At 62.1% G+C, this 21,763-nt stretch carries 13 protein-coding genes; 1 reads left to right on the top strand and 12 read right to left on the bottom strand.

Going from position 1 to position 21,763, the window contains the following annotated elements; genetic code table 11:
• Positions 1–812: 812 nt before the first annotated feature.
• Positions 813–2,816: an RNA polymerase sigma factor RpoD gene (gene rpoD / locus R8871_RS08555; protein WP_175049914.1), complete on the top strand. Its 2,004-nt coding sequence runs from the start codon at positions 813–815 to the stop codon at positions 2,814–2,816.
• Positions 2,817–2,879: 63 nt separating this feature from the next.
• Here rpoD and R8871_RS08550 read toward each other — a convergent pair whose 3' ends face one another.
• From R8871_RS08550 to amaB, 12 genes are all read right to left on the bottom strand, one after another.
• Positions 2,880–3,269 (bottom strand): hypothetical protein, encoded by a 390-nt coding sequence (locus tag R8871_RS08550; protein ID WP_175049913.1) that lies wholly within the window; start codon positions 3,267–3,269, stop codon positions 2,880–2,882.
• Positions 3,270–3,625: 356 nt separating this feature from the next.
• The gene (locus R8871_RS08545; protein ID WP_175049912.1) at positions 3,626–4,648 is read right to left on the bottom strand and encodes a M48 family metallopeptidase; all 1,023 of its coding nucleotides are present in this window, start codon (positions 4,646–4,648) and stop codon (positions 3,626–3,628) included.
• Between the two features lie 19 nt (positions 4,649–4,667).
• On the bottom strand, positions 4,668–5,774 hold the full coding sequence (locus R8871_RS08540; RefSeq protein ID WP_175049911.1) for a YjgN family protein: 1,107 nt from the start codon (positions 5,772–5,774) through the stop codon (positions 4,668–4,670).
• Between the two features lie 296 nt (positions 5,775–6,070).
• Positions 6,071–6,868, bottom strand: a complete 798-nt coding sequence (locus tag R8871_RS08535) for a YfaP family protein (RefSeq protein ID WP_175049910.1) — start codon at positions 6,866–6,868, stop codon at positions 6,071–6,073.
• A 22-nt stretch (positions 6,869–6,890) separates the two neighbouring features.
• Positions 6,891–7,715 (bottom strand): YfaP family protein, encoded by an 825-nt coding sequence (locus R8871_RS08530; protein WP_246287451.1) that lies wholly within the window; start codon positions 7,713–7,715, stop codon positions 6,891–6,893.
• A gap of 158 nt (positions 7,716–7,873) precedes the next feature.
• The gene (locus tag R8871_RS08525) at positions 7,874–9,685 is read right to left on the bottom strand and encodes a DUF2300 domain-containing protein (protein WP_175049908.1); all 1,812 of its coding nucleotides are present in this window, start codon (positions 9,683–9,685) and stop codon (positions 7,874–7,876) included.
• Between the two features lie 11 nt (positions 9,686–9,696).
• Entirely contained in the window at positions 9,697–14,490 is a 4,794-nt protein-coding gene (locus tag R8871_RS08520) for an alpha-2-macroglobulin family protein (protein ID WP_175049907.1), read from the bottom strand.
• Positions 14,487–15,218 carry a DUF1175 domain-containing protein gene (locus R8871_RS08515; protein ID WP_407673115.1) on the bottom strand — a complete coding sequence of 244 codons (732 nt, stop codon included), beginning with the start codon at positions 15,216–15,218 and terminating at the stop codon, positions 14,487–14,489. Before R8871_RS08515 ends, R8871_RS08520 begins: the two co-directional genes overlap by 4 nt.
• Complete coding sequence (locus R8871_RS08510) at positions 15,219–17,009, bottom strand: DUF2138 domain-containing protein (RefSeq protein WP_175049906.1); 1,791 nt, start codon at positions 17,007–17,009, stop codon at positions 15,219–15,221. It abuts the gene before it with no gap.
• Positions 17,010–17,508: 499 nt separating this feature from the next.
• Entirely contained in the window at positions 17,509–18,729 is a 1,221-nt protein-coding gene (locus tag R8871_RS08505; RefSeq protein ID WP_175049905.1) for an aminotransferase-like domain-containing protein, read from the bottom strand.
• Positions 18,730–18,852: 123 nt separating this feature from the next.
• Complete coding sequence (locus R8871_RS08500) at positions 18,853–20,025, bottom strand: NAD(P)/FAD-dependent oxidoreductase (RefSeq protein ID WP_175049904.1); 1,173 nt, start codon at positions 20,023–20,025, stop codon at positions 18,853–18,855.
• 156 nt (positions 20,026–20,181) lie between these two features.
• A complete protein-coding gene (gene amaB, locus R8871_RS08495; RefSeq protein ID WP_175049903.1) occupies positions 20,182–21,681 on the bottom strand; it encodes an L-piperidine-6-carboxylate dehydrogenase in 1,500 nt (499 codons plus the stop codon).
• Positions 21,682–21,763 lie beyond the last annotated feature (82 nt).

Below are 21,763 nucleotides of genomic sequence, written 5' to 3'. Positions count from 1 at the left end.
CAGGATCAAACTCTTCAGTTCAAACCTGTTACTGTTTTTCGGGCTCTTTCGAACCCGGTCGCTCACTCAACGTACTGACGAATGATCATCCTGCCGGCGTGAATCCACCCCAACAGGAAAACCTTCCTTTAATACTAGTGTGAGACTTGATACTTTCGCTTCCGGCAGACCCCGAAGAGTCCACCGCCGCGTCGCGCATCAAGCGCCCACACTTATCGGCTGTTAATTTTTAAAGATCGATTACGCATTCACTACCGAACCCGCGCCCACTTCAACACCCGGCACCGCTTCGTTCTGCGTCGCTGCATCAGCAGCAGAGAAACGAGATTATGGAGAACGTCCGACAGGTCGTCAACCCCCTTTTGAGAATTTTCTTTTGACCAAGCGCGATTTGGCGCCGAAACATGCACCCCACTATATGTAGCAAGATCGGCGGACACTCATCCGATCGTGCGGGAGTGGCCGACATAGCCTATAGTGAAGAGCCTGCATACGCGCACGACGAGCAGTTGAAGTACTGCCTTCTGCCCCCACCTGAACTTACGGATGACAGGCGATGAAGGGACCCTGCGACAAGAGCGCATGACAAATTGGTGTGCTCATAATGCGCGCGAAGGCGCAAGCTCGTATATAATGCGAGCCGCGCGAATTTCGCACATTTCTATCGGCCCGCTTCGCGCGGGCTCATCTTTTTTGCTCCCCAGAGCACAGCCAAACAACCGCGTTGAGTCACTCAGGTGATGTTGAGCCATGCTCGAAACGCCTGACGGTAGCGTCTTGCGTCTCATAGCGAAGCCTCTAGAGGAGAATACGTGAACCCTTTTGATCGCGAAGATTCGCAACACGAAACTGCCGGATACACCGCCAAGGCGCCCGCTGGCCGTACAGCCAAGGGCAAAGGCGCAGGCAAAGCGATCCCCGTAGCGGCTGAACTGCCGCCGCAACAAGCTGAAGAACGCCAGCGCCAGATGCGCGCGCTGATCCAGCTGGGCAAGGAGCAAGGCTACCTGACCCACGCGCAGATCAACGACCACCTGCCCGACAACTTCGCGCAGACGGCGGCAATCGACAGCATCGTCAGCGCCTTTAACGACATGGGCGTGCAGGTCTACGAGCAGGCTCCGGATGCGGAAACCCTGCTGCTCAACTCGAACGCCCCCGCCGTGGTGTCGGACGATCAGGCAGATGAGGAAACCGAAGTCGCGTTGTCGACCGTCGATTCCGAGTTCGGCCGTACGACCGACCCCGTGCGCATGTACATGCGCGAAATGGGCGCAACCGAGCTGCTGACCCGCGCCGGCGAAATCGCGATTGCGAAGCGCATCGAAGACGGTCTTCACGAAATGGTGCAGGCGATTGCCGCTTGCCCGCTCGCAATCTCCGCCATTCTGGCCAGCGCCCAACAGGTCGCGGACGGCGAACTGCGCATCGACGAACTGGTCGACGGTCTGAATGAAGACACGGTTGCAGCGGAAGACGCCAGCGCAAGCGCGGACGCCGCAGCAGACGTCGACGCCGACGCGACCGACGACGATGACAGCGATAGCGAAGACGACGACGATGCCGGCCCGGCCGACTCCTCGGCAGCAGACGAAGCACGCCTGAAGCAACTCACCAGCGATTGCCTGGAAATCTTCGCGCAAGTCGGCATTCTGTCCGACCAGCAGAACGCCTCGCACACACGTGGCGACGTCAGCTCGAAGGCTTACCTGCGCGCCCGCGAAGAGATTCAGCAGCACCTCGCCAAGATCCGCTTCACGGCACGCACCATCGACCGCCTGTGCGGCGACGTGCAACACCAGGTCGCGCAAGTTCGTGCGATCGAGCGCCGCATTCTGCAAATCGTCGTGACGAAGAGCGGCATGCCGCGCGAGCAGTTCATCGAGTCGTTTTCGGGTCATGAAGCCGATCTGGGCTGGACCGAGCGCGCCGCGCGCGGCGCGTCGACGTTCGGCGCGGCGCTGGAGCGCCATCTGCCGGCAATCCAGTCGGAACAGCAGAAGCTGATCGACATCGAAGCAACCGTTTCGCTGCCGCTCAAGCATCTGAAAGAGATCAATCGTCAGATGGTCGCGGCCGAGTCGAAGATGCGCAAGGCCAAGAGCGAGATGATCGAGGCGAATCTGCGTCTCGTGATCTCGATCGCAAAGAAGTACGTCAACCGCGGCATGCTGTTCCTCGATCTGATCCAGGAAGGCAACATCGGTCTGATGAAGGCGGTGGACAAGTTCGAATACCGCCGCGGCTGGAAGTTTTCGACGTATGCAACGTGGTGGGTTCGTCAGGCTGTGACGCGCTCGCTCGCCGACCAGGCGCGCACGATTCGCGTGCCGGTGCACATGATCGAAACGATCAACAAGCTCAACCGCATTTCGCGCGAGATCCTGCAGCAAACCGGTCAGGAAGCTCATCCGTCGGTGCTGGCAGAACGCATGGAACTGTCGGAAGAGAAGGTGCGCGGCATTCTGAAGATCGCCAAGCAGCCGGTGTCGATGGAAACGCCGGTCGGCGACGACGGCGACGCCACGCTGGGCGACATGATCGAAGATTCGGCAGCTTCCTCGCCGGCTGACGCAGCGATGCAGGCCGACTTGCGCGCCGCCATCGACGACGCGCTCGACTCACTGTCGCCGCGCGAAGCGAAGGTGCTGCGTATGCGCTACGGCATCAACACGAAGTCGGACCACACGCTCGAAGAAGTCGGCAAGCAGTTCGACGTCACGCGCGAGCGGATCCGTCAGATCGAAAGCAAGGCCATGCGTAAGCTGATGCATCCGAGCCGCGCAGATCGTCTGAAGTCGTTCCTCGACCGCTAAGTCAAGCCGGTCGTTGCGCTTGTCGTGCATCACGCACGACAAGCGCCTCTCCCCTCCCTCATTTCAAACAAGCAACGAGATGATCCCGCCAATGGTGATTCCCGCTGCCAGCCAACGCCCAGCCGTGTAGAACGCATTACGCTCTTCATGAGGCTGATCCGGGCGTTCGAGACCCAACGTACCGTACGCAAATGATTTGACCGCCGAGACGTCAGTCGTCGACGCGCCCTCTCCAGCTGAATCGCTTACCGCACCGTCCTGAATCGCATTGCCCTCTTGCGCCGCCGTCGCTGCGCCTTCGGCGGAAATGTGGACGGCGTCGTCCTGTTCAGATGTATTAGACGCAACAGTCTGCGTGGCCGTGTCGTCCGGGTCGTTCGTTGCGGACCGGCTCTTCGTCATCGCACGATCCGATTCCGGCAGTGTCGACGACATCGCACTGTCGATTTGCATGGCCACCTCCGTTTATTTCGCCCAACGCATGCGCCGCCCCCAATTCGCCGTGGCAATGCAAACAGACCCATCGCGCTCGCACACGGCGGTTCGACGCACAACCGCTTACAGGACCTATCGACGGCAGCAAGCCAAAACTTGAGCGCCGGAAAGAAACGGTAAGCTCCATCGGATGCGTTGCGCCTGCCAGAAACGAATACAGCTGCGCAACACGCAGTTCTACAGAACGGATTCCATAGATCGATTTGTCCACAGAAACTGTTCAGAAGCCTGTGGATATCCTGAGTAAGAGTCGCACAACTCGTTGAGCGCATTGATTTTCACATCGACGCTTCCGACACGACAGGTCGCACGGCTCACGACTTCTCGCACATTGCCCGAACCGCTGCCCATTGCTGCGCCGTCAACGCACTTTCGCCGACCGGCGATCCCTGACTCCGTTTTTCCCGGTCGAGGGTACGCGGATGATCGGACAGAAACTCGATCGCACCGCTGGCGCTGCCACTACGCTTTTCGGTCAACGCAAAGAATGCCGCGAGCCCATCACTGCGCAATCCACTCGCTTGCAGATAAGCAACGCCGTTTGCATCAGCGAGACGCTCCATGTCACGGCTATACGACAAGCCCACTAATCGCCCCGCCAGCGAAGAGACGTCTGCGAAACCGAGATGGATGCCGAGGGTTGTGCTGATCAGAGTGATGCCGGCGCTGCGAAACAAAGCGGTCAACGGATCGCGCCGCGCGATATGTCCCGTCTCGTGCGCCATCACGCCGGCCAGTTGATCGGGATTGTCGACGCGCTGGAACAGGCCGCGCATGATGACCATGCGTGCACCAGGTAACGTGAGTGCATTGACCGTCTTGCTGTCAATGACCACCACGCGCACCGGCTGCGCGATCCCCGCCGCATGGGCGAGGCGCGCTTCGAGTTGTTCGAGCGCGCGTTGTCCGTCGTCGCCGCGGCACACCCGATGCTTACCGACCACGACCGACTCCACCATCTCGCCAAGCCGATTTTCCGCGCTGCGCGGCACAAGCGCCGCGCCAGCCGCAGGCAGTCGCACAACAAGTACGAACGCAAGCGCCAGCGCCACTGCGCCGATCGCGATCCAGCCCAGGTAATGCCAACGGTGCCCGCGTGGCGCAGTCATCTGCACAGGTAGTGCAAAGGCATCGGTCGACACGCGACCCGGTTCGCCTTTGCACGACAAGACGACCCTGCCCTCCGGGTCGGGCTCGCCGACAATCAGCCGCGCACGCGGCCAAACCGCCAGCTCACCCTCAACACCGTCGATCGACAGAAACGCCTCGCTCCAGCGCAGCGTTGCCACGTGAAGCGCTGCGGTACGGCCGTCGTAATAGCGTGTGCCGGTCGGCACTGAAGGCTCCACAACCGCGTCAGAACGCGCCGCCATGATCGAGCAGGTTCAGCATGCCTTCGCCGGTGCGCGGCGGCGGCTGATCGCTTTGACCGAGCGTCTGCGGGTCGAGTTGACCGGACACCTGCAGCGTATCGGCTGCGAAGCGCATCACGCGATGCAGCACGATCGGGAAACCCAGACCCAGCGTGAAGACGATGATCGCCAGATTGCCCAGCATCATGCCGAGCAAACGCCCCGCAGTAATGCTGCTGCCGAAGCGCAATTGCGTGCCAAGCGTCGTATTGCCCATGACATGGCGCGTCACCAGCGCCAGATAGAAGCACTGGATCAGCAACGCACCGACAATGAACAGCACGTAGAACAGGAACACCGAGCCGAATGCTGCGAACGCGGCAGGATCATGGGCTTTCAGCGGCGCGTGCCCGATCGGCAGCAGCGCCATGATGCTCTTGAGGAAAACCGCCCCGAGCACGGCGAACAGCGCGATGATGCCCAAAAACGTGCCGACGAACGCGCCATACAAGGCACGTGCGCGGCCTTCAAAGTGAAACGGCAGACTGCCGAAACTGCTCGCGTTGATGCGGCGCTCCGCAAGGCGCATGGACACCCACGGCAGCATCTGTCCAAGCGTGACGATGCACAGCAGGCCATACAGCAATGCGTACGCGCCATAGACCCATGACGAGCCCGTCATGCCGCCGCGAATCCCACACCATTGGGTGCGGCTCAAGCGGTAACGCTGCGCGCTGAAATACGCCCCTGCTGCGATCACCGCGATCACGATGTAGAGCACAATAATCGGCACGAGAGCCAGTGCAGCGCTGCCAGTGATAGCGCGCAGAATTGCGCCAAGAATGCCTGCGCCGACAATCGCGCCAAAGATAATCGCAAACGCCAGTAGAAAACCTTTGAACAGTTCGCCGCCTGTTCCCGTGTACTCAAATCGCTCACCCTGAAAACGCATGCGCGACCAGATATACCGCCGGGTATTAGTGGTGGCCCAAAACCGATAAATGCCAAGCGTGATGATCTGCAGCAACAGATTTTTGATGAATATCCCGTACAACTCTCCAAGCTTGCCGTCATAGCTCAACAGCGGCTGCTTCTGGTCGAGTGAGTTCATTTTTTCTTCCCCCAGCTGGCAAATATACGTTTTTGTGACCCGCTTACGCATAAGCGCGTATGCATGGCGGGCGGGTGGTCTTCCCTTGCAAAACTGACTACGACAGTGTGAAATTTGCAATCCGGCCGGCAAGAGCGCGCAAGCCGATTAGCACGATGATTACACGCTTTCCTGCATTTTTAAACAGGCTTCCGATTTAATCAGGCGCCCCATTCATTGAGCCAATAGCCAACCGGCAAATCAATTCATTTTGCATTGCTTTAAAGACATTAAATGCCGTGACTTCGCCAACTGTTTTACGGCATCACGAATGTTTTCACGAGCGTCAGCTCGCCCGGCTTGCGCATCGGCACCCGAATGGTTTCGCTCTTCTCGTTTGGCGTGTTCTCGTTCGTGATGATCGTCACCTGCGCGACGGTGATATCGCTGCCGCTGTTTCCGTTGCCGTAATAATTCACGTACACCAGATAGGTACCCTTCAACGGCGCCGCCGACGAGTAAATCTCCGGTCCATAGCCGGTCGTCACGTCCACGTCGAGCGCACCGCCGCTTGGCGCCACACGATCCCCATACCAGGTATGCACGCCGTCCGGCGAGACCACGTGCAAATCCAGATCGGTCCCGTCGGTGTCCCATGCAAGCACGATGCGCAACTTGGGTTGCGTCTTGCCGCTGTAAGCGTCGTAAAACTGCACGCGCTTGCGCGAGCCATCCGGCGCCCGCAGTTCCACGCTGTTGCTGCCGGACGGAAACGCGTAAGGCCGCGAAAACTTGCCGTCTTCCTCAACCCGCTGCGGCAACGGCGTGCCGTCGACCACCAGCGTGCCCACCGTAGTGCCTTTCTTCTTCGGCGTGTTACGGATCTGCCCTTCGATCAGCGCGAACTTCGACTGCCCTTCCGGCGTCGTAACCGACACCGCCGGGTAATGCACGTCCTGCGTATAGCGCTCGCTGTCACCGCTGGTGTTGCGCCAGCCGTTCAACGGCGCGCCGAAGTCGATATCGCTCGCGTGCGCCACCGTCGCAGCCTGCAAACAGGCGACGACGAGCATCATCCAGCCAGCCTTCACCCACCCCGTCGTCTTGACCTTCATCGTCACTGCTCCCATCCCGCTGTCAGAGTCGCTCGCTTTTCACGAGCTGCAGGTCGCCGATCTTACGCAGCGGCACGACCATCGTTTCACGCCGCTCGTTCGGCGTATTTTCGTTGAACACCAGCGTCAACGTCGCGGTAATCACATCGCGCTCGTGCGCGGCGGCGTCGAAGTTGTAGCCGGTCGAATCGAAGTTGCCCCAGTAGTTCAGAAAGAACAGCCACGTCCCGTGCTCCGGCGCCGCCGATGAAAATATCCCCGGCCCCGCGCCATCCACCGAATCGACATCGAAGCCGCTGCCGTCTTCGAGCGTGGGATTGGCGAAGAACGCGTGCAGACCGTCCGGCGTGATCACGTGCAGATCCACCTGCGCTTTCGGATCGTCCCACGTGACGATCGCGCGCAGCTTCGCCTGCGGCTTGCTGTGGTCGGCTTCGTAGAACTGCATGCGCTGGCGCTGCTTACCGTCGGCGGAAATCAGTTCGATGCTGTTCGAACCCGCGCCGAATGCCCACGGGCGCGCGAATGCGCCCTCGTCGTCGGTATAGAGCGGCGTCGGGTTGCCGTTGACGACCAGCGTGGGCGGCTTGCGCGCGTGCTTGTCGATGTGTTTCAGGCGTCCCTCGATCAGCGTGCGATAGCGTTGCGCGCCACGGTCGACCGGCGGCCGGGGATACGCCGCGACGAAGTGCTCGCCTTCGTTTGTCAGCCCGCTGTGGCGCCAGCCACCGAATGCGCCGGTGAGGTCGGCGAGCGCGCCGCCACTGCCGCCGTCATCCGCGCCGGCGGCTTGCACAGTCGTCGCCAAACTCGCCACCAACGCAACCGCGACCATGGCGATTGCCATGGAAACTCGCACACCACGCGTATAAGGTGACAACGTAACTGCCATGCGAACTCGAACGCCCTGCACAAGCGGCGCCAAGGCAACGGCCGCAGGAATGCGAACGCGGCGCATCGCAGGAAGCGCACGGAACACGGCGGAAAGCGAGCGCGAGACGGTATTCATTGGATCGGATTATCGGTACGAATCAGCGTGCGCGCGGTACGTTCGACGAATTCTTCATCGAGTCCACGCGGATGATGCTGGAACGCGAGGTGAATATATTCATGCGTCAGCGCGATACGGTCTTCTTCGGTCTGCAGGCGATACACGTACACGCGATTGCGCTGCGCATCGGCATACGGCCGACCTTCGCGTACCGCGCACACGGCCGGCAGATCGGGCGTCTCGTAGCCGGCCGCGCCGTCCATACGCCGCGCCCACAACGGCGCATTGCGCTGCAACCACTGTTGAGCGCCGGCCACCTCGATGCAATCGCCGGACAACGGGCTCTCGAACGACGTCAAGGTCGCTTGCGGCCAGGTGCGCGAGAGAATCGTGTCAAACGTAAGGCCGGTTTGCGCGGACGCCTTCGCGGCGAGCCAGCTCATCTGACCAGGCGCGGCCTTGTCGTGGTGATACTGAACCGGCACGCCGGTGAGCACCAGCGCGTCGGTCAGATCCGCGGCACGACGCGCGGCGGCGGTCGGCACGCGCGGCAGGACGCGCTGCGTGCTGCTGCTGTCGTCAATACGGAAACAGCCGTGATCGTGATTGCCGTGCTGCACGACGTAGGACCGCGCCGCCACCGCCAACGCCTTGGCCGCTTCCGGTTGGCTCGTGTCGCCCTCCCGCTCGACCACTCGCGCGACGTAGTCGTTCATGCCGAAGCGGCCGACCACTTGTGGTGCGCCTGCAGCGTCACGATCGAGCCGCAGTTCGCCGCGGCTTTCCACACGGGCCCAGTTGCCGTTGACGAAGCCGATCCGGAACTCGCCACGCAGCGGACCGTCCGGTATCGCGGCCGGTCCTTTGTCGCCGAGCACCTGGCGAATCGGATAGCGGCTGAAGAAGTCGACCAGCACGCACGCGTTGTCGTCCGGTACCGTGACTTGCGTGAGCAACGGCGCGATGCGCGGCGCAGCGGCCGCCAGCACGCGCGCGCTGCCGCCGGCGCCGCCGAGCCACACCGGCGTGCCATCGGCAAGCCAGCCTGCGGCGCCGCCGATCGAGGCGCCAGGCCGTGCGGGATCCGGCATCGTCCAGGTTTTGGCGCGCAGCAGGCTGCCGTATAGCGACACGGTGCCCTCGCCGCGTCCGCTGGTCAGCACCGACACCAGCGTGCTCGCCGCCGCTTCGCGCGGCCTGGCCGGCATCGCCTGCAAGGCCGCGAGCAGGTCGGTCACGGGCACGCGGTGCGTGGGCGTCATCGCGTGGAGGTCGCGCAGCCAGGCGGGTGCATGCGCCGCCGTCCAATACCTGCGCCAGTCGGCGGGATCGAGTTGGAGGCGCGCGGGCTCGAAAAAGCGTCCGCACGATTGCACCAGCGCATGTTCGCGGTCGATGTGACCGCCCGTCATGCAGCAATACACTTCTTCAGGATCGCCGCCGCTGCAGGTGTAATCCGGCGTAGCGATATTTCGATCGACCAGATAACCGTAGACGAACAGCTTCCACACGCTGCCGAGCGGCGTCTCTAGCGTCGCCGGCAACGGACTCGCCGACTGCGGCGCGAGGCCGCCCGAGGCAGCGCCGGCATTGAACTGCCAAAGCTGCGATTGACCGTCGCGCGACCAGGCGAAGCGCAGCATTTGCGCCGAAGACGCAGCGGACGGCAAGGTTGGCGATGCGGCTGGCGTCGAGCTCGCCCCCGCAGCCAGTGACGCAGTCGACGCTGCAGCCGCGCCACTAAAAACACACCCGACTCCCACGGCGAGCGCAATCCGCAGCGTAGCTGCCAGACGGTCGCGCGAGTGCCGAAGAGCGGAGAACATAGCGGTCTCGCTTACTGAATACGCAGAGTGGTCATGCGATCGCTCTTGCCGCCTTCGAACGCCTTGGCGTCCGGCTGATACATGCGGAAATAGCGCGCGGGCGGCAACGCGAATGTGCCCGGCAACGCAAAGCGCACCAGTTGCCGCAGCGTCACGGGGCGATCGAGCAAAGGCACCGGCTGGTGATAGGCCAGCTCGCCCATCTCATACGAAGCAGCACGCGCAAACGGCTGCGGACCGCTTACCCCTTCCTTCTCGCCCGGCAAACCGTCGATCGATACGCCCCAGCTGGTCGCCTCCACATCGCCGCCCGGCGGCAGCGGAACGTCGAGCAGACCGTAGTGGTATGCGTTGCCGGAGCGCGGCGTGAGCGTGACTTCGTCGACATACAGCGCATTGCTGTCGATCGCATCGCCCGACTTTACCAGGCGCGCGGTAAAGGCCGAGCGTCCCAGCCGGCTCTCGGCGTCACCCGCTTTCTTCGGATCGACCTTCACTTCAAGCGGCTCCAGCTTGTAGAAACGACGTTCAACGGTGATGTTCAGCCGGCTGTCCTCGCTCGTGTGACTGCGGAACGAAACCAGCGCGTTCACGTCGGTGCGCGCGCCGCCTGCATCGAGCGTGGCCGGCAACGCAGCGCCGGTCCATTTCCACAGCGGCGTGCCAGTCGGCGTCGCAGCGCGCGTCCAGCCCGCACCTTGCAGCGACGGCAGCGAAGCCGGCGCCGTGTCGCCACCGAGCGCTTTACGCACCCACAGCAAGGTCAACGCACGATCGAGCGTCGGGTAGTCGGCGCTGCTCTTCGCGAGCAACGCCGAAGCATCGATCGCCGCGCCACCATCGCCGCCCGTCATATAAAGCAGACTCTGCACGAGCGGCGCGGAATCGTTGGCCAATGCCGTGCGTGCAGCACTCGCCGCAGCATCGAAGCCGTCCGGCAGTTGAGCACTCGTGCTACGCGCCATGTTGGCGACCAGCAACGTCGCCATCTGCTTGCCACGCGGCGAATCGGCTTGCGCGAACACGATGCTGTCCGACGCGCCATACGTGCCGCTGCGTGCCGGGGTCGAAGCATTGGCCGAAGCCGCTGCATCGCTCTGCAAGTCCGCCGCAACACCCGACACCGGCGTCGCGACCGGCAGGCCCATCTGCTGCATGAACCACAGCGCCAACGCGCGATGCAGCAGCGGCTCTTTCGCACCGGCATCGCGATAGACGTCCATTGCATGCTGCCAGTTGTCGGCGGGCAGCGTAATGCCGAGGCTGCGGCTCGCGAGCCAGTCGGCGTAGTACGCGTAGGCCGTGATCAGCGAACTGCCACCTGTCGTATCGCCCCACCAGCCGAACGTGCCACCGACACCGGCCAGCATCGCCAGACGCTGCCGCTGATTGCGCAATAGCGCTTCGAGCCCCTGCGTCGAACTCACGTTGTCACCGCGACCGATCGCATCGTGTGCGAGTGCCAAAGGAATCAGGCGGCTCGACGTCTGCTCAGCGCAACCGTACGGATAATTGATCAGATCGTCGGCGACGCGCGCAAATTGGCTCGCGGCACTGCCGATGAAACGCACGCTGACGTCCTGCGCATCCTGCGGCAGATTGAGCGGCTTGTTCGAGCCGTCGAGCGCCACCGTGTTCTGATGCAGATCGAGCCAGCCGCTCGCATCGAGCTGGATGGTGGTCTGCAAGCGATCCACGTCCTTACCCGCTCGCCGCAGGCTCGAGTTGATCACACCCGCCTTCAACGCGCCGGTCGGCAGACGCAGGTAATTCGCACCGCGCTTGAGCGTGACCTTCTGGTTCAACGAAAGACCACCGCCGTCGACCACCCACTCGGCGTCCATATCCGCGTCGGTCTGATTGAAGGCGATCATGTCGATAGCCGGCTGATCGTTGACGCGGAAATGCGAAGGCCCGCTCCACTTGAGATACAACGCCTTGTCCGAACGCACATACGCGGTACGTTGACCAACCATGCCGTCGGGCGCCGCCGCGCGCACGGTGACGCGCCAGCGGGCCAGCGAGTCCGGCATCTTGAAGGTCATGGTGGCGTGACCGTTCGCGTCGGTTTTCAGCGTGCCTTCCCACGCGGCCGTGTCCTGATCGTCGCGACGCGGCCGTTCGAGCACCTTCACGCCGCGCTCGTTGTAGTTGGCGCGTTGCGGGCCGCCCGGCGCGCCCTTCAACGGCGAGCGCGCAAGATCGTACGTAATGAACGACAGACTCGACGACGTCCGCACGTTGTTGCGGCGCGGATGATAGAAAAAGTCGACGATATTCGGTGCGATCTCCGGCTGCAGTACGTAGACCATTTCATCGACCACGCTGACCGTCAGATTCGCCGCTTCCGGCTTGCCGTTCAGCGTGCTGTCGAAGTTGAGCGTGACCGTATCGCCCGGACCGTACACCGGCTTGTCGCTCTTCACGTTCAGTTCGATCTGCGGCTGCGCGACCACGATGCCCGCGTTCTGGAACACGTATTCGCCGGCATGCACGTACAGCACCGAGAACGTCATGTTCGGCGCGAATGCTTCGCCGACCTTGATGCGCGCTTTCCATTGCGACGGCGCCACGCGTTGCAGTTGCAACCAGTCGCCGCCGGCTGTCAGCAACGCGCGATGTTCGACGTTGTCGCGCTCCAGCGTCAGGAGGGCATCGTCGACCGGCATCGGGAAAGTAATCAGCGCTTCGGCGGTATCGCCGATCTTGTACCTGTCGCGATCGAACACGATCTCGACGCTGCCCGGGATCGCCTTCAGACCATCGCCCGCCACCCAATGACTCGTAGCCGCGAGCAGGTTGCCGGAGTCGTCCTTGACCGACAGCATGTACGAACCCGGTTCGTCGAATTGCACCGGGAACGACAGCTTGCCGCCCGCCGTTGCGCCCTTGATTGCGCCTTCTCCGTGAGTCTGCGATTCAAGGCGCGTCCATTCCCACTTAGCCGGCGCATGTGACGACGGATCGATCGTACCGAGCGCTTGCAGATCGAAACTGACCGCTTCCTTCGGCTGCGAAAACGACTTGGCGGTCGACAAGCGATACGGCGTCGCGCCGCGCGCGATCAGCACCTCACGTGTCACACGCACCTTGTAGGCCGCGCCGTCCTGCGCGAACAGGGTCAACGCATAACGGCTCGGTTCTTTAGCAGCGGGCAGCGTGAGGCTTGCATTGCCGTCGCTGTCGGTTGTGAGTTCCTGCTGTTCCAGCTTAACCGGAAACAGCCCTGCATAGCGCAGTTCACCATCGACGATCGTCACTTTCTGCGCGCGCAGCGTGACCGAAATCTTACTGTCGCGCACCGGCTTGCCGTCCGGATAGCGCAACTGGATCTTGCCTTTCAGTTGCTCGCCGGTTGCGTAATCGGCCTTATCCATCGACAGGTTGACGTCGAAATGCGGCTTCACATATTCGGCGACGCGAAATGCGCTGCCGTATACATCGCCGTTGTAATCGAAGCGCAGCGTATAGCCACCGGCGGTGGCATCCGCGGGCAACGTGAAGGACGCATCCGCGCCCGTATCGGAAGCGAAATGCACCTTGCTGGTCGCCACCGGCGCGCCGTTCGGATCGAGTACGTCGAGCTTGATGTCGGCTTCTGCAGGCGCGGTGGATTGCGTCGCGTTCTGGAACGTGCGGCCGATGAACTTCACATGCACTGCGTCGCCCGGACGGTACATCGGGCGATCGGTCACCGCGTAGATCTTCGTGTTGTAAATCTCGCTGTCGTAGTAGAAATTCTCCGAAACGAACACGCCGCCTTGCGGATCGGTGCCAAGCACGTAGCTGCGCTCAGGACTCACGTGTTGCAGCACCAGTGCGCCGTCGCTGCCCGTGGCGCCGCTTTGCAGCACGCCTACGCCATCGGTCCAGTTCACGTCGGTATTCGGCACCGGCTTGCCGTTATCGCGCCGCGCCGTCCACACCAGCATGCCACTCGACGCCGCTTTCACAACCGCAACCGTGTCCGATACGAACAGCAAGGTATGCGCGCGATAGTTGCCGATCACCGCCTCGACGATATACAGCCCCGGCGGCAGCTTGCCGACCGGAATCATCACGTTGCCCGAACTCGCTTCGATGAAGTTACTGCTGCTGCCTTCGAGATTTACACCCTTCGGCGGTGCGATCACCTTCGCGTCCCAGATCGGATAGCGAAAGCGCGCGACCATGTCGTAGCCTTTCAGCGGCGCGAACTGCGAGTTCTGCTGGAATTGCGTCTGCTTGCCGGTCTGTTCGCCGAGCTTGAATTGCGGCTCGGCTTCGGTCGCCTTGCTGCGCGTCGCGAACGACAGCACACGTTGCCAGGCGCGGCGCGCTTCGGTGAACCAGCGGTCCCACAGATAAGCCAGCGTATTCGCGAGGCCTTCGCCCTGATAATTCGGCGCGACGTTCAGTCGATGCAGATTCTTCTGCGCCTTCAGAAAGTCCAACGGCTTCGGCACGCGATATACGACGATGTCCGCACCGCCGTATGCTTGCAGCGCATCCTTGAATTCGCGGCCGGGTGCTTCGAGCCGCACCTGCGCCAACTGATCGCTGCCGAAGCTTGCATCCGAGAGCAGGAAGAACGGCTGACCGTCGACCTTCTGCGACGCGAAGTTACTCGACGGCGCTGTTTGCAGCGTCGGGTTCGCGGCGATGTTGGTGTCGGCCGCGCTGCTCGAGGCGGCGTCGTCCGCATAGGCCGTTGGTGCGATGGCGAGCATCAAGGTCGCGAAGAGCGCGACCACGGTGAAGCCTGCACGACGTTTCAGGTTGCCGAGCCAGACGCGCGACGCGGTGACGGAGTTCATTCGGGTCATGGTGTCAGAAAGTCCAAACGAAACACGCCAACGAAATTCGGATTGCCGTCGAGCGGCTGCCAGCGGGAATCTTTCCATTGCATCAGGTCGGAGACGGCCACGGCGCGCAGACCGGTATCGGTCGGCGTAACGGTGCCTGTGTGATAAGCGATGTAGCGATCCAGCCAGATCATCAGATGCTGGTCGTCGCCCTGGTCGAAAAACAGCAGATCGCCAGGCAGCGCCTGGTTCACGTCCTTCGAAACAAAACGGCTATTGCGTTGAATCAGTGCGATCGCCGAGGCGTACGCGCCGGTGGAACCGTCGAGCCGCGTCCAGCGATTGGCGATTCCGCGTTGCGACGTGGACAGTTGCAGCTCGGGCGGCATGCTGCTCGTGTCCGCGAGACTGGTCATGCCGTTCGCGCGCAACCATTTGGTGTCGTGCGGCTTGAGCGTCTCGCCGACGGCAAAGCGCACGAGGCCTGCACAATCGCGTTGCGTCCAGCGCGGCGTCGGGCCGCGGCGCATTTGCTGATCGACGATGCGTACGAACCACGCGCGAAATGCGGCGGATTGCTGCGGCGAAAGCGCGTCAGGGTCGGGCGATGCGGTTGTGCTGGTGAGCGCGTTCGCGTACGGCGCGAGGCTGGCCATGACGAGCGCCGACGCAGCGCGCGCGAGCCAGATGCGGCGTGACGCGCACGCATTCGTCGCGAACGCCACGTCGGGGACGTGAAGGCGGCGCACTTAGTCGCCCTCGGTGCCAGGCTGATCTGCAGGTGAATCTGCTACTCCCGCGCCGGCGCCGGCATCCGCACCCGCCTTCGCGCGATCGAACCACCACTCCACCGGGACCCAACCCGTCGACCCCGGCAAGTTCTGCGGCAGCGTCAATGAAACCGGCGGGTAGTGTGCCAGCGCATGCAACTTCGGCACGAGGTGTGTGCGCGACGCATTGCGGAACACCGCTTCCTGATCCGCCGGCAAGGCCGCGCCCGCTTCGCGTTCGATCAACGCAGCCGCGGACGAAGGTGTCAGCGTGAGAATCGTGCGCGGCAGACGCTGCGGCGCGAGCGTATCGGCCAACGCCGGATAACGCTTGTTGAGCACGGCGAGCGTGTCGTCGACCAGACGTGAATCAGGAGAGAAAATCAGGTAGCCGTGCGCCAGTGCGAGCGTCACCGGGAAATAGCGCTCCGCCGACAGTTGCGATGCGAACGACGCCTTGCTGGACAACGCCGTACCGGAGAGCGCGCTGACCGGCCGTTGCCACACCGTAACGCCCGCGCCTTGATCTTGCTTCGTGACCGGCAAGCGGCGATAACCCGAATCGGCATCGCCGGATTTGGCGGCCTTCGCTTCATAGGCGCCGATCACGTCGCCAAAGGTCTTGCCGAGCGCGGTCTGCAGCGCTGCGATGCTCGCCGCGTCCTGCGTCTTCACGCGAGCAACGAACACCGGCGCAACCAGCGTGGACTTTGCATACCAGCAGACGGCCGCGGGGCCGGTGAGCTGATCGCCGATCGCAGCAGCGCCATCCGCGCCCACATCGGCCACCTTGCCCAACAAACCCGACGCTTCTTTCCAGTCCGCCGGCAAGCTCGTGCACGCAGCCGGATTGGCCGGCAATGCACGCCACAGGTCGGCGCTATTCCACGCTTGCGGCAACTTGCCCGGCTCGATCAACGCAGAGGTCTGCCAGTTCGCCGCAGCGCTGCCGTTCGGCGAAAAATCGAATCGCAGTGCGTCGATGCCGGAGAAAAACGCCTGGTAACCGAACGACAGATAATTGGCCGACACCACCAGCCGGTGGCCCTTCGGCGCATCGCCCGGCGCGTCCAGCTGATAGGCGCGCGCCGCATCGTCGCGGCCGGAAGAAAGCATCTCGGACACGGCGTCGGCCCGCTCGCCCAGCAAGCTGCCTTTCGCGTCGAGTAACACGCCCGGGGCGGACATCACGACGAGGCGGTCGTCCTTCGTGGCGAACAGAATCGTGCGGCCAACCGCCAGCTTCAACGCGTACACCGGCACGTCGCCGGAGAGTTTGGCGACCTGGCTCAACTGCGAATCGCTCGCGGCGACGTTGCCGAAGCCTTGCAGCAGCTTCGCCAGGCCGTTGCGGTGCATCGACATCACCCAGTAACCGAGGCGGCCGTCCGGCGAGCGCCACAGCAGCACATGCGCGGGTTCGTCGAATACGCGGCGGATCAGTTCATCGCGCCAGTCGAGTTGATGTTCGAACGCGAGACGACGCAGCGCGCCCTCTGTGGACAGCCGCGTGTCGTTCGATTCGTAATAGTCGACGAAGTCTTGAGTCAGCACGTCGTGCAACAGCGGCACACGCAAAATGTCGCGCGGCAAGCGCGAAAGCGCTTCGCTGTCGATCACAGCATCCGGGTGACGAATATCGAGCACGATTTCGCTGGTCCCGGCGGCTTTGCGATGCCCAAATGGACGCCACACCGCCTGAATGACGACGCCGGCCACGACCAGAAGACCGACTACCAGGATTGCAATCTTTTTTCGCGACATCTTCATCTGATTTTTTCTGGTTCGATGCGACGGTATTAACGTGGATGGTCGATGAATTAACTCATCGAAATCATTCGCCGAAGGCAGCGATGATAACCGATATTTTTAGTCCAAAACCAGCACCACTCTCCATTTAACATTCAGCCATGTTTCAGGAGTTTGACGGAAATATTGAACGGGCGAAATTAAATCTTTAGAAAGCAGGCTCGTTTGAAGCTTCGGCCTGGGTTAAACGGCGGCAGAAGGCGATGGCATACAAAGAAGAGGATGCTTGCGCCCGCTGCCGGCTTGAACAGCACAAAGGGGAGCCTGCGAGCATAGTCCGGCCAGGCGCGGCCTTATGCTGCTTTACCCGGATCGGGATGGTTATGCTAAATCCCAGCGATTTAGCGTCTGCATAAAAAAACCCGGCTACGCACTATGTGCTCAACGGGTTATTTCAGGTATCGCCCTTACTGCTTTACCGTCAATATTATGTTAGCCGCGTTAGTAGCGTTAGTCGCCTTCAAAACAGTGCCAGCGCCTGCTTCATTCTCTGCACGCCGGTTTCGATTTCGGCGACGCCGGGCGCCGCAAATGACAGACGCAGTGCCGTCAAATCGATATTGTCTTTATAGAACGCGACGCCCGGCACGAACATGACATTGCGCTCGATACAGGCACGCAGCGTGTCGGACGCATTCTGACCGCCCTTCAATCGGGCCCACACGAACATGCCGCCGGCAGGACGATGAAACGCGATGGCGTCACCCAGATGCTCATCGAGCGCATCGCATAGCGTGCGGCACTTCACGGCGTAGGCGTCGACGATCTTCGGCAAATGACGCTCCAGCGCTCCACTCGCAAGGTATTCGGCGGCGATCGCCTGAGTCCACGGCGAACTGCATAGGTCGACGGTCTGCTTGGCGACCACGCAGCGGCGCAAAATTTCCGCATGCGCGACCATCCACCCGACCCGCAAACCCGGCGCGACGATCTTCGACAGACTCGAAAAATGCACGACCCAGTCGCGTGAACCGGGCACCTGATCGCTCAACGCGAGCAGCGACGGCAACGCTGCGCCGCTGAAACGCAGGTCGCCATAAGGATCGTCTTCGACGATCAGAAAATGGTGACGCGCCGCCAGCTTCAACAACGCCATGCGGCGTTCGAGCGACAAGGTCGCGCCGGTTGGATTGGCAAAGGTCGGGACGGTGTACAGCAGCTTCGGCGGCCGCGCTAATGTGCCCGCCTCAGTGCCCGCCTCAGTGCCCGCCTCGAGCAACGCGGCGAGCGCGGCGACATCGAGTCCGTCCTGATCGACCGGCACCGTCACCACGTCCGCCTCTTGCAGCTTCAGCGCCTGCAAGGTCGCCGGATAGGCGGGCTGTTCCACCAGCACCACGTCGCCCGGCGCAACCATCACACGCAGCAACAAATCGAAGCCTTGCTGCGAACCCGTCGTGACGAGCAATTCCTGCGGCGTGCAAGGTGTACCGCGCCGCGTCATCAAATACGCGAGTTGGTCCTTGAGGACGGCGAGGCCATCCGTCGGGCCATATTGCAGACAGAGCGTAGGCTGCTGAGACGCACGCGCCGCGGCCGCGTCCAGATTCTCGCGATCGAACAGATCGCTCGCCGGATAGCCGCCGGCAAACGAAATCATGCCGGGTTGCGCCAGATACTTGAACAGCTCGCGAATCGGCGAACCGGTCGGCGCTTCGAATGCAGGATTGAACGTGAACATGGTGACGGGCCGTTTATCTTATCGAGGGAAGATCCGCATCGATTGTGGCCATCGTCCGGGTGAGCGGCAAACGATATCTACGCACTACGTATTGCGTTTTCCGCATCACCTCGAACGCACGGGCTAAACCACGTTCTTCTCTACGATCGGCCGGTTTTCGAGCACACGCGCGAAACTCAGCGAATCGAGATCGAGCGTCGTATAACCGCCATGCAGAATCAGTTCGCTGACGCCGCGGCCGGTTGCCGGGCCCTGTTGCAAACCATGCCCGCTGAAGCCATTGGCAAAAATGCAGTTATCGACGTCCGGGTGGTAACCGATGATTGCATTCTGATCGAGCACGTTATATTCGTAGTAGCCTGACCAGCAGTTCTGCACACGCAGCGCCTCGAATTGCGGCACACGATGCGCGAGCGTCGGCCAGATCACGTCGTCGAATAGCGCGTGATCGACTTCGTCGAGCGGCAAATCGTCGGGATCGTTATCCGCTGACGGCGACGTACCGCAGATGAACGAATTGCCCTCAGGCCGGAAATACACGCCGCTCGGATCGATCAACAAAGGGCACTGTTCGAGACGCGCGGGCGACGTGACATTGAAAATACTGCGGCGCCGTGCAAACACCGGAAGATCGATGCCGGCCATCTGTGCGATTTTGCGCGACCAGGCGCCCGCTGCATTCACTACGAAATCGCAGGCGTAGACCTCGCCATCCGCGGTTTGCACTTGCGTCACGTGTTTGCCGTCGCGACGCAGCGCGGTCACGTCCGCGGCAATAAAGCGCGCGCCGAGCGCCTGCGCTTTCTTGCGCAGCGCCTGCACGAGGCCGTAACCGTCGAACCAGCCCTCACCGCTTTCGCCGTAAGCGCCGGCAACGAGGTCTTCGGTATTGAGCCAGGGAAAGCGCGCCTGCAACGCGTCTTTGTCGAGCAAACTGATATCGGCGCCAAGACGCTTTTGCAGCGCGTGATTCTCACGCAGCGTCGCGTGACCGGCGGGCGTGGCGAGAAACAGATAGCCGCCTTCGTGCAGATCGATCGAGGGCTTCGTGCCGTCGATTTCGAGCCGCTCGCCAATCGAGCGCAGAAATTCGATGCCGAATAGCGACATCTGAACGGAAAGTGGTGTCGAGAATTGCTGGCGAATGGATGCCGCCGATAACGCCGACGACGAACGCGCATACGTCGGATCGCGTTCGATCACCGTAACGCTGACCGATGGATCACTAAGCCGCAGAAAATACGCAATCGAGCTGCCGATCACCCCACCGCCGACGATCACGACTTTGGAACTCACGTCTTACTCCACGAGTAACGTGGCCGCTCTGAAACGGCGGGCGGCGCAAACGAATTGCTGAAAGAAGTTGTGAACAGCGGCGCGTGAATGCGCCGCTGCTTGCTGCTGAATGCTCTACTGACCGAATGTTTTACCGCTGTATTGCTACAGACTGGATCAGTCGATATTGAAGTCGATGCCCTGCGCGAGCGGCAACGCCGACGAGTAGTTGACCGTGTTGGTGGCGCGGCGCATGTAGGCCTTCCACGCGTCCGAACCCGACTCGCGGCCACCGCCGGTTTCCTTCTCGCCACCGAACGCACCGCCGATTTCCGCGCCGCTCGGTCCGATGTTCACATTGGCGATACCGCAGTCGCTACCGGAGTCGGACAGGAAGCGTTCAGCTTCGCGCAGATCGGTCGTAAACACGCACGACGACAAACCGTGCACCGCCGCATTGTTCGCCTCGACCGCATCCACGAAATCCGAATAGCGCAGCACGTAGAGAATCGGAGCGAAGGTTTCCTTCAGCACCACGGCCGTTTGCGACGGCATTTCGACGATAGCCGGACGCACGTAGTAACCGCCTTCATGGCCCTTTACCTCAACGCGCTCGCCGCCGAACACCTTGCCGCCTTCGGCCGTAGCCTGCTGCAGCGCTTCCTGCATGCGAGCGTACGATTGTTTGTCGATCAGCGGCCCCATCAGCGTGCCCTTTTCGAGCGGATTGCCGATCGGCACCTTGCTGTACAACTGCTTCAGACGTTCGATGGTTTTGTCGTACACGCTCTCATGCACGAACAGACGCCGCAGCGACGTGCAACGCTGCCCCGCCGTACCGACTGCCGAGAACAGGATGCCGCGCATCGCGAGTTCATGATCCGCCGTTTGCGCGACGATGCCCGCGTTGTTGCCGCCGAGTTCGAGCAGCGAGCGGCCGAAACGCTTCGCCACTTCTACGCCGACCGTGCGGCCCATTTCCGTGCTGCCCGTCGCGCTGACGATCGACGCACGCGGGTCCGCCACCAGCTTCGCGCCGACATCGCGGCCACCGTTGATCAGTGCGGTCAGGCCTGCCGGCGCGTCGCCGAATTCCTTCAGCGCTTCGCTGAGAATCTGGTTGACGGCAAGCGCGGTCAACGGCGTCTTTTCGGACGGCTTCCAGATCACCGCATTGCCGCACACCAGCGCCAGCGCCGCGTTCCACGACCACACCGCCGCCGGGAAGTTGAACGCGGAGATGACGACGCATGTACCCATGGGATGCCATGTTTCAGCCATGCGATGGCCCGGGCGTTCCGACGCGATCGTCAGACCGTACAGCTGGCGCGACAGACCGACCGCGAAGTCGCAGATGTCGATCATTTCCTGCACCTCGCCCAAGCCTTCCTGCAGGATCTTGCCCGTTTCGAGCGTGATGATGCTGCCGAGTGCGTGCTTCTTTTCACGCAGACGGTTGCCGAGCAGGCGCACCAGTTCGCCGCGGCGCGGCGCCGGGACGTTGCGCCAGGCGGTGTACGCCTCTTTCGCATTGGCGAGGGCCGCGTCGACTTCCGCCACCGTGTTGCTGGCCACACGGCCAATGAGTTCGCCGGTGATCGGCGAATGAACCGCGATGTCGCCGGCTTGCGCCGCGTGGGCGATGCCGAGGTCGGCGAGGATGGTGGAAGCGTCCATGAGAATCCCTTTAATTTCCGATGCGAAACAAGAGTAAGTTCGGAAACTATACACGCGGGATTTTGTGGCGGCAAGGGTATTT

Source organism: Paraburkholderia sediminicola, assembly GCF_902859805.1.
Lineage (GTDB): Bacteria > Pseudomonadota > Gammaproteobacteria > Burkholderiales > Burkholderiaceae > Paraburkholderia > Paraburkholderia sediminicola.
The sequence above is the reverse complement of the archived record's forward strand: the minus strand, read 5'-3'. Positions and strand labels throughout refer to the sequence as shown.

Bases quoted from the DNA above. Each gene is read 5' to 3' on its own strand.
- R8871_RS08510 (WP_175049906.1), bottom strand. From the start codon at position 17,009: ATGAAGATGTCGCGAAAAAAGATTGCAATCCTGGTAGTCGGTCTTCTG.
- R8871_RS08540 (WP_175049911.1), bottom strand. From the start codon at position 5,774: ATGAACTCACTCGACCAGAAGCAGCCGCTGTTGAGCTATGACGGCAAG.
- amaB (WP_175049903.1), bottom strand. From the start codon at position 21,681: ATGGACGCTTCCACCATCCTCGCCGACCTCGGCATCGCCCACGCGGCG.
- R8871_RS08550 (WP_175049913.1), bottom strand. From the start codon at position 3,269: ATGCAAATCGACAGTGCGATGTCGTCGACACTGCCGGAATCGGATCGT.
- R8871_RS08520 (WP_175049907.1), bottom strand. From the start codon at position 14,490: ATGACCCGAATGAACTCCGTCACCGCGTCGCGCGTCTGGCTCGGCAAC.
- R8871_RS08530 (WP_246287451.1), bottom strand. From the start codon at position 7,715: ATGGCAATCGCCATGGTCGCGGTTGCGTTGGTGGCGAGTTTGGCGACG.
- R8871_RS08505 (WP_175049905.1), bottom strand. From the start codon at position 18,729: ATGTTCACGTTCAATCCTGCATTCGAAGCGCCGACCGGTTCGCCGATT.
- R8871_RS08525 (WP_175049908.1), bottom strand. From the start codon at position 9,685: ATGTTCTCCGCTCTTCGGCACTCGCGCGACCGTCTGGCAGCTACGCTG.
- R8871_RS08535 (WP_175049910.1), bottom strand. From the start codon at position 6,868: ATGAAGGTCAAGACGACGGGGTGGGTGAAGGCTGGCTGGATGATGCTC.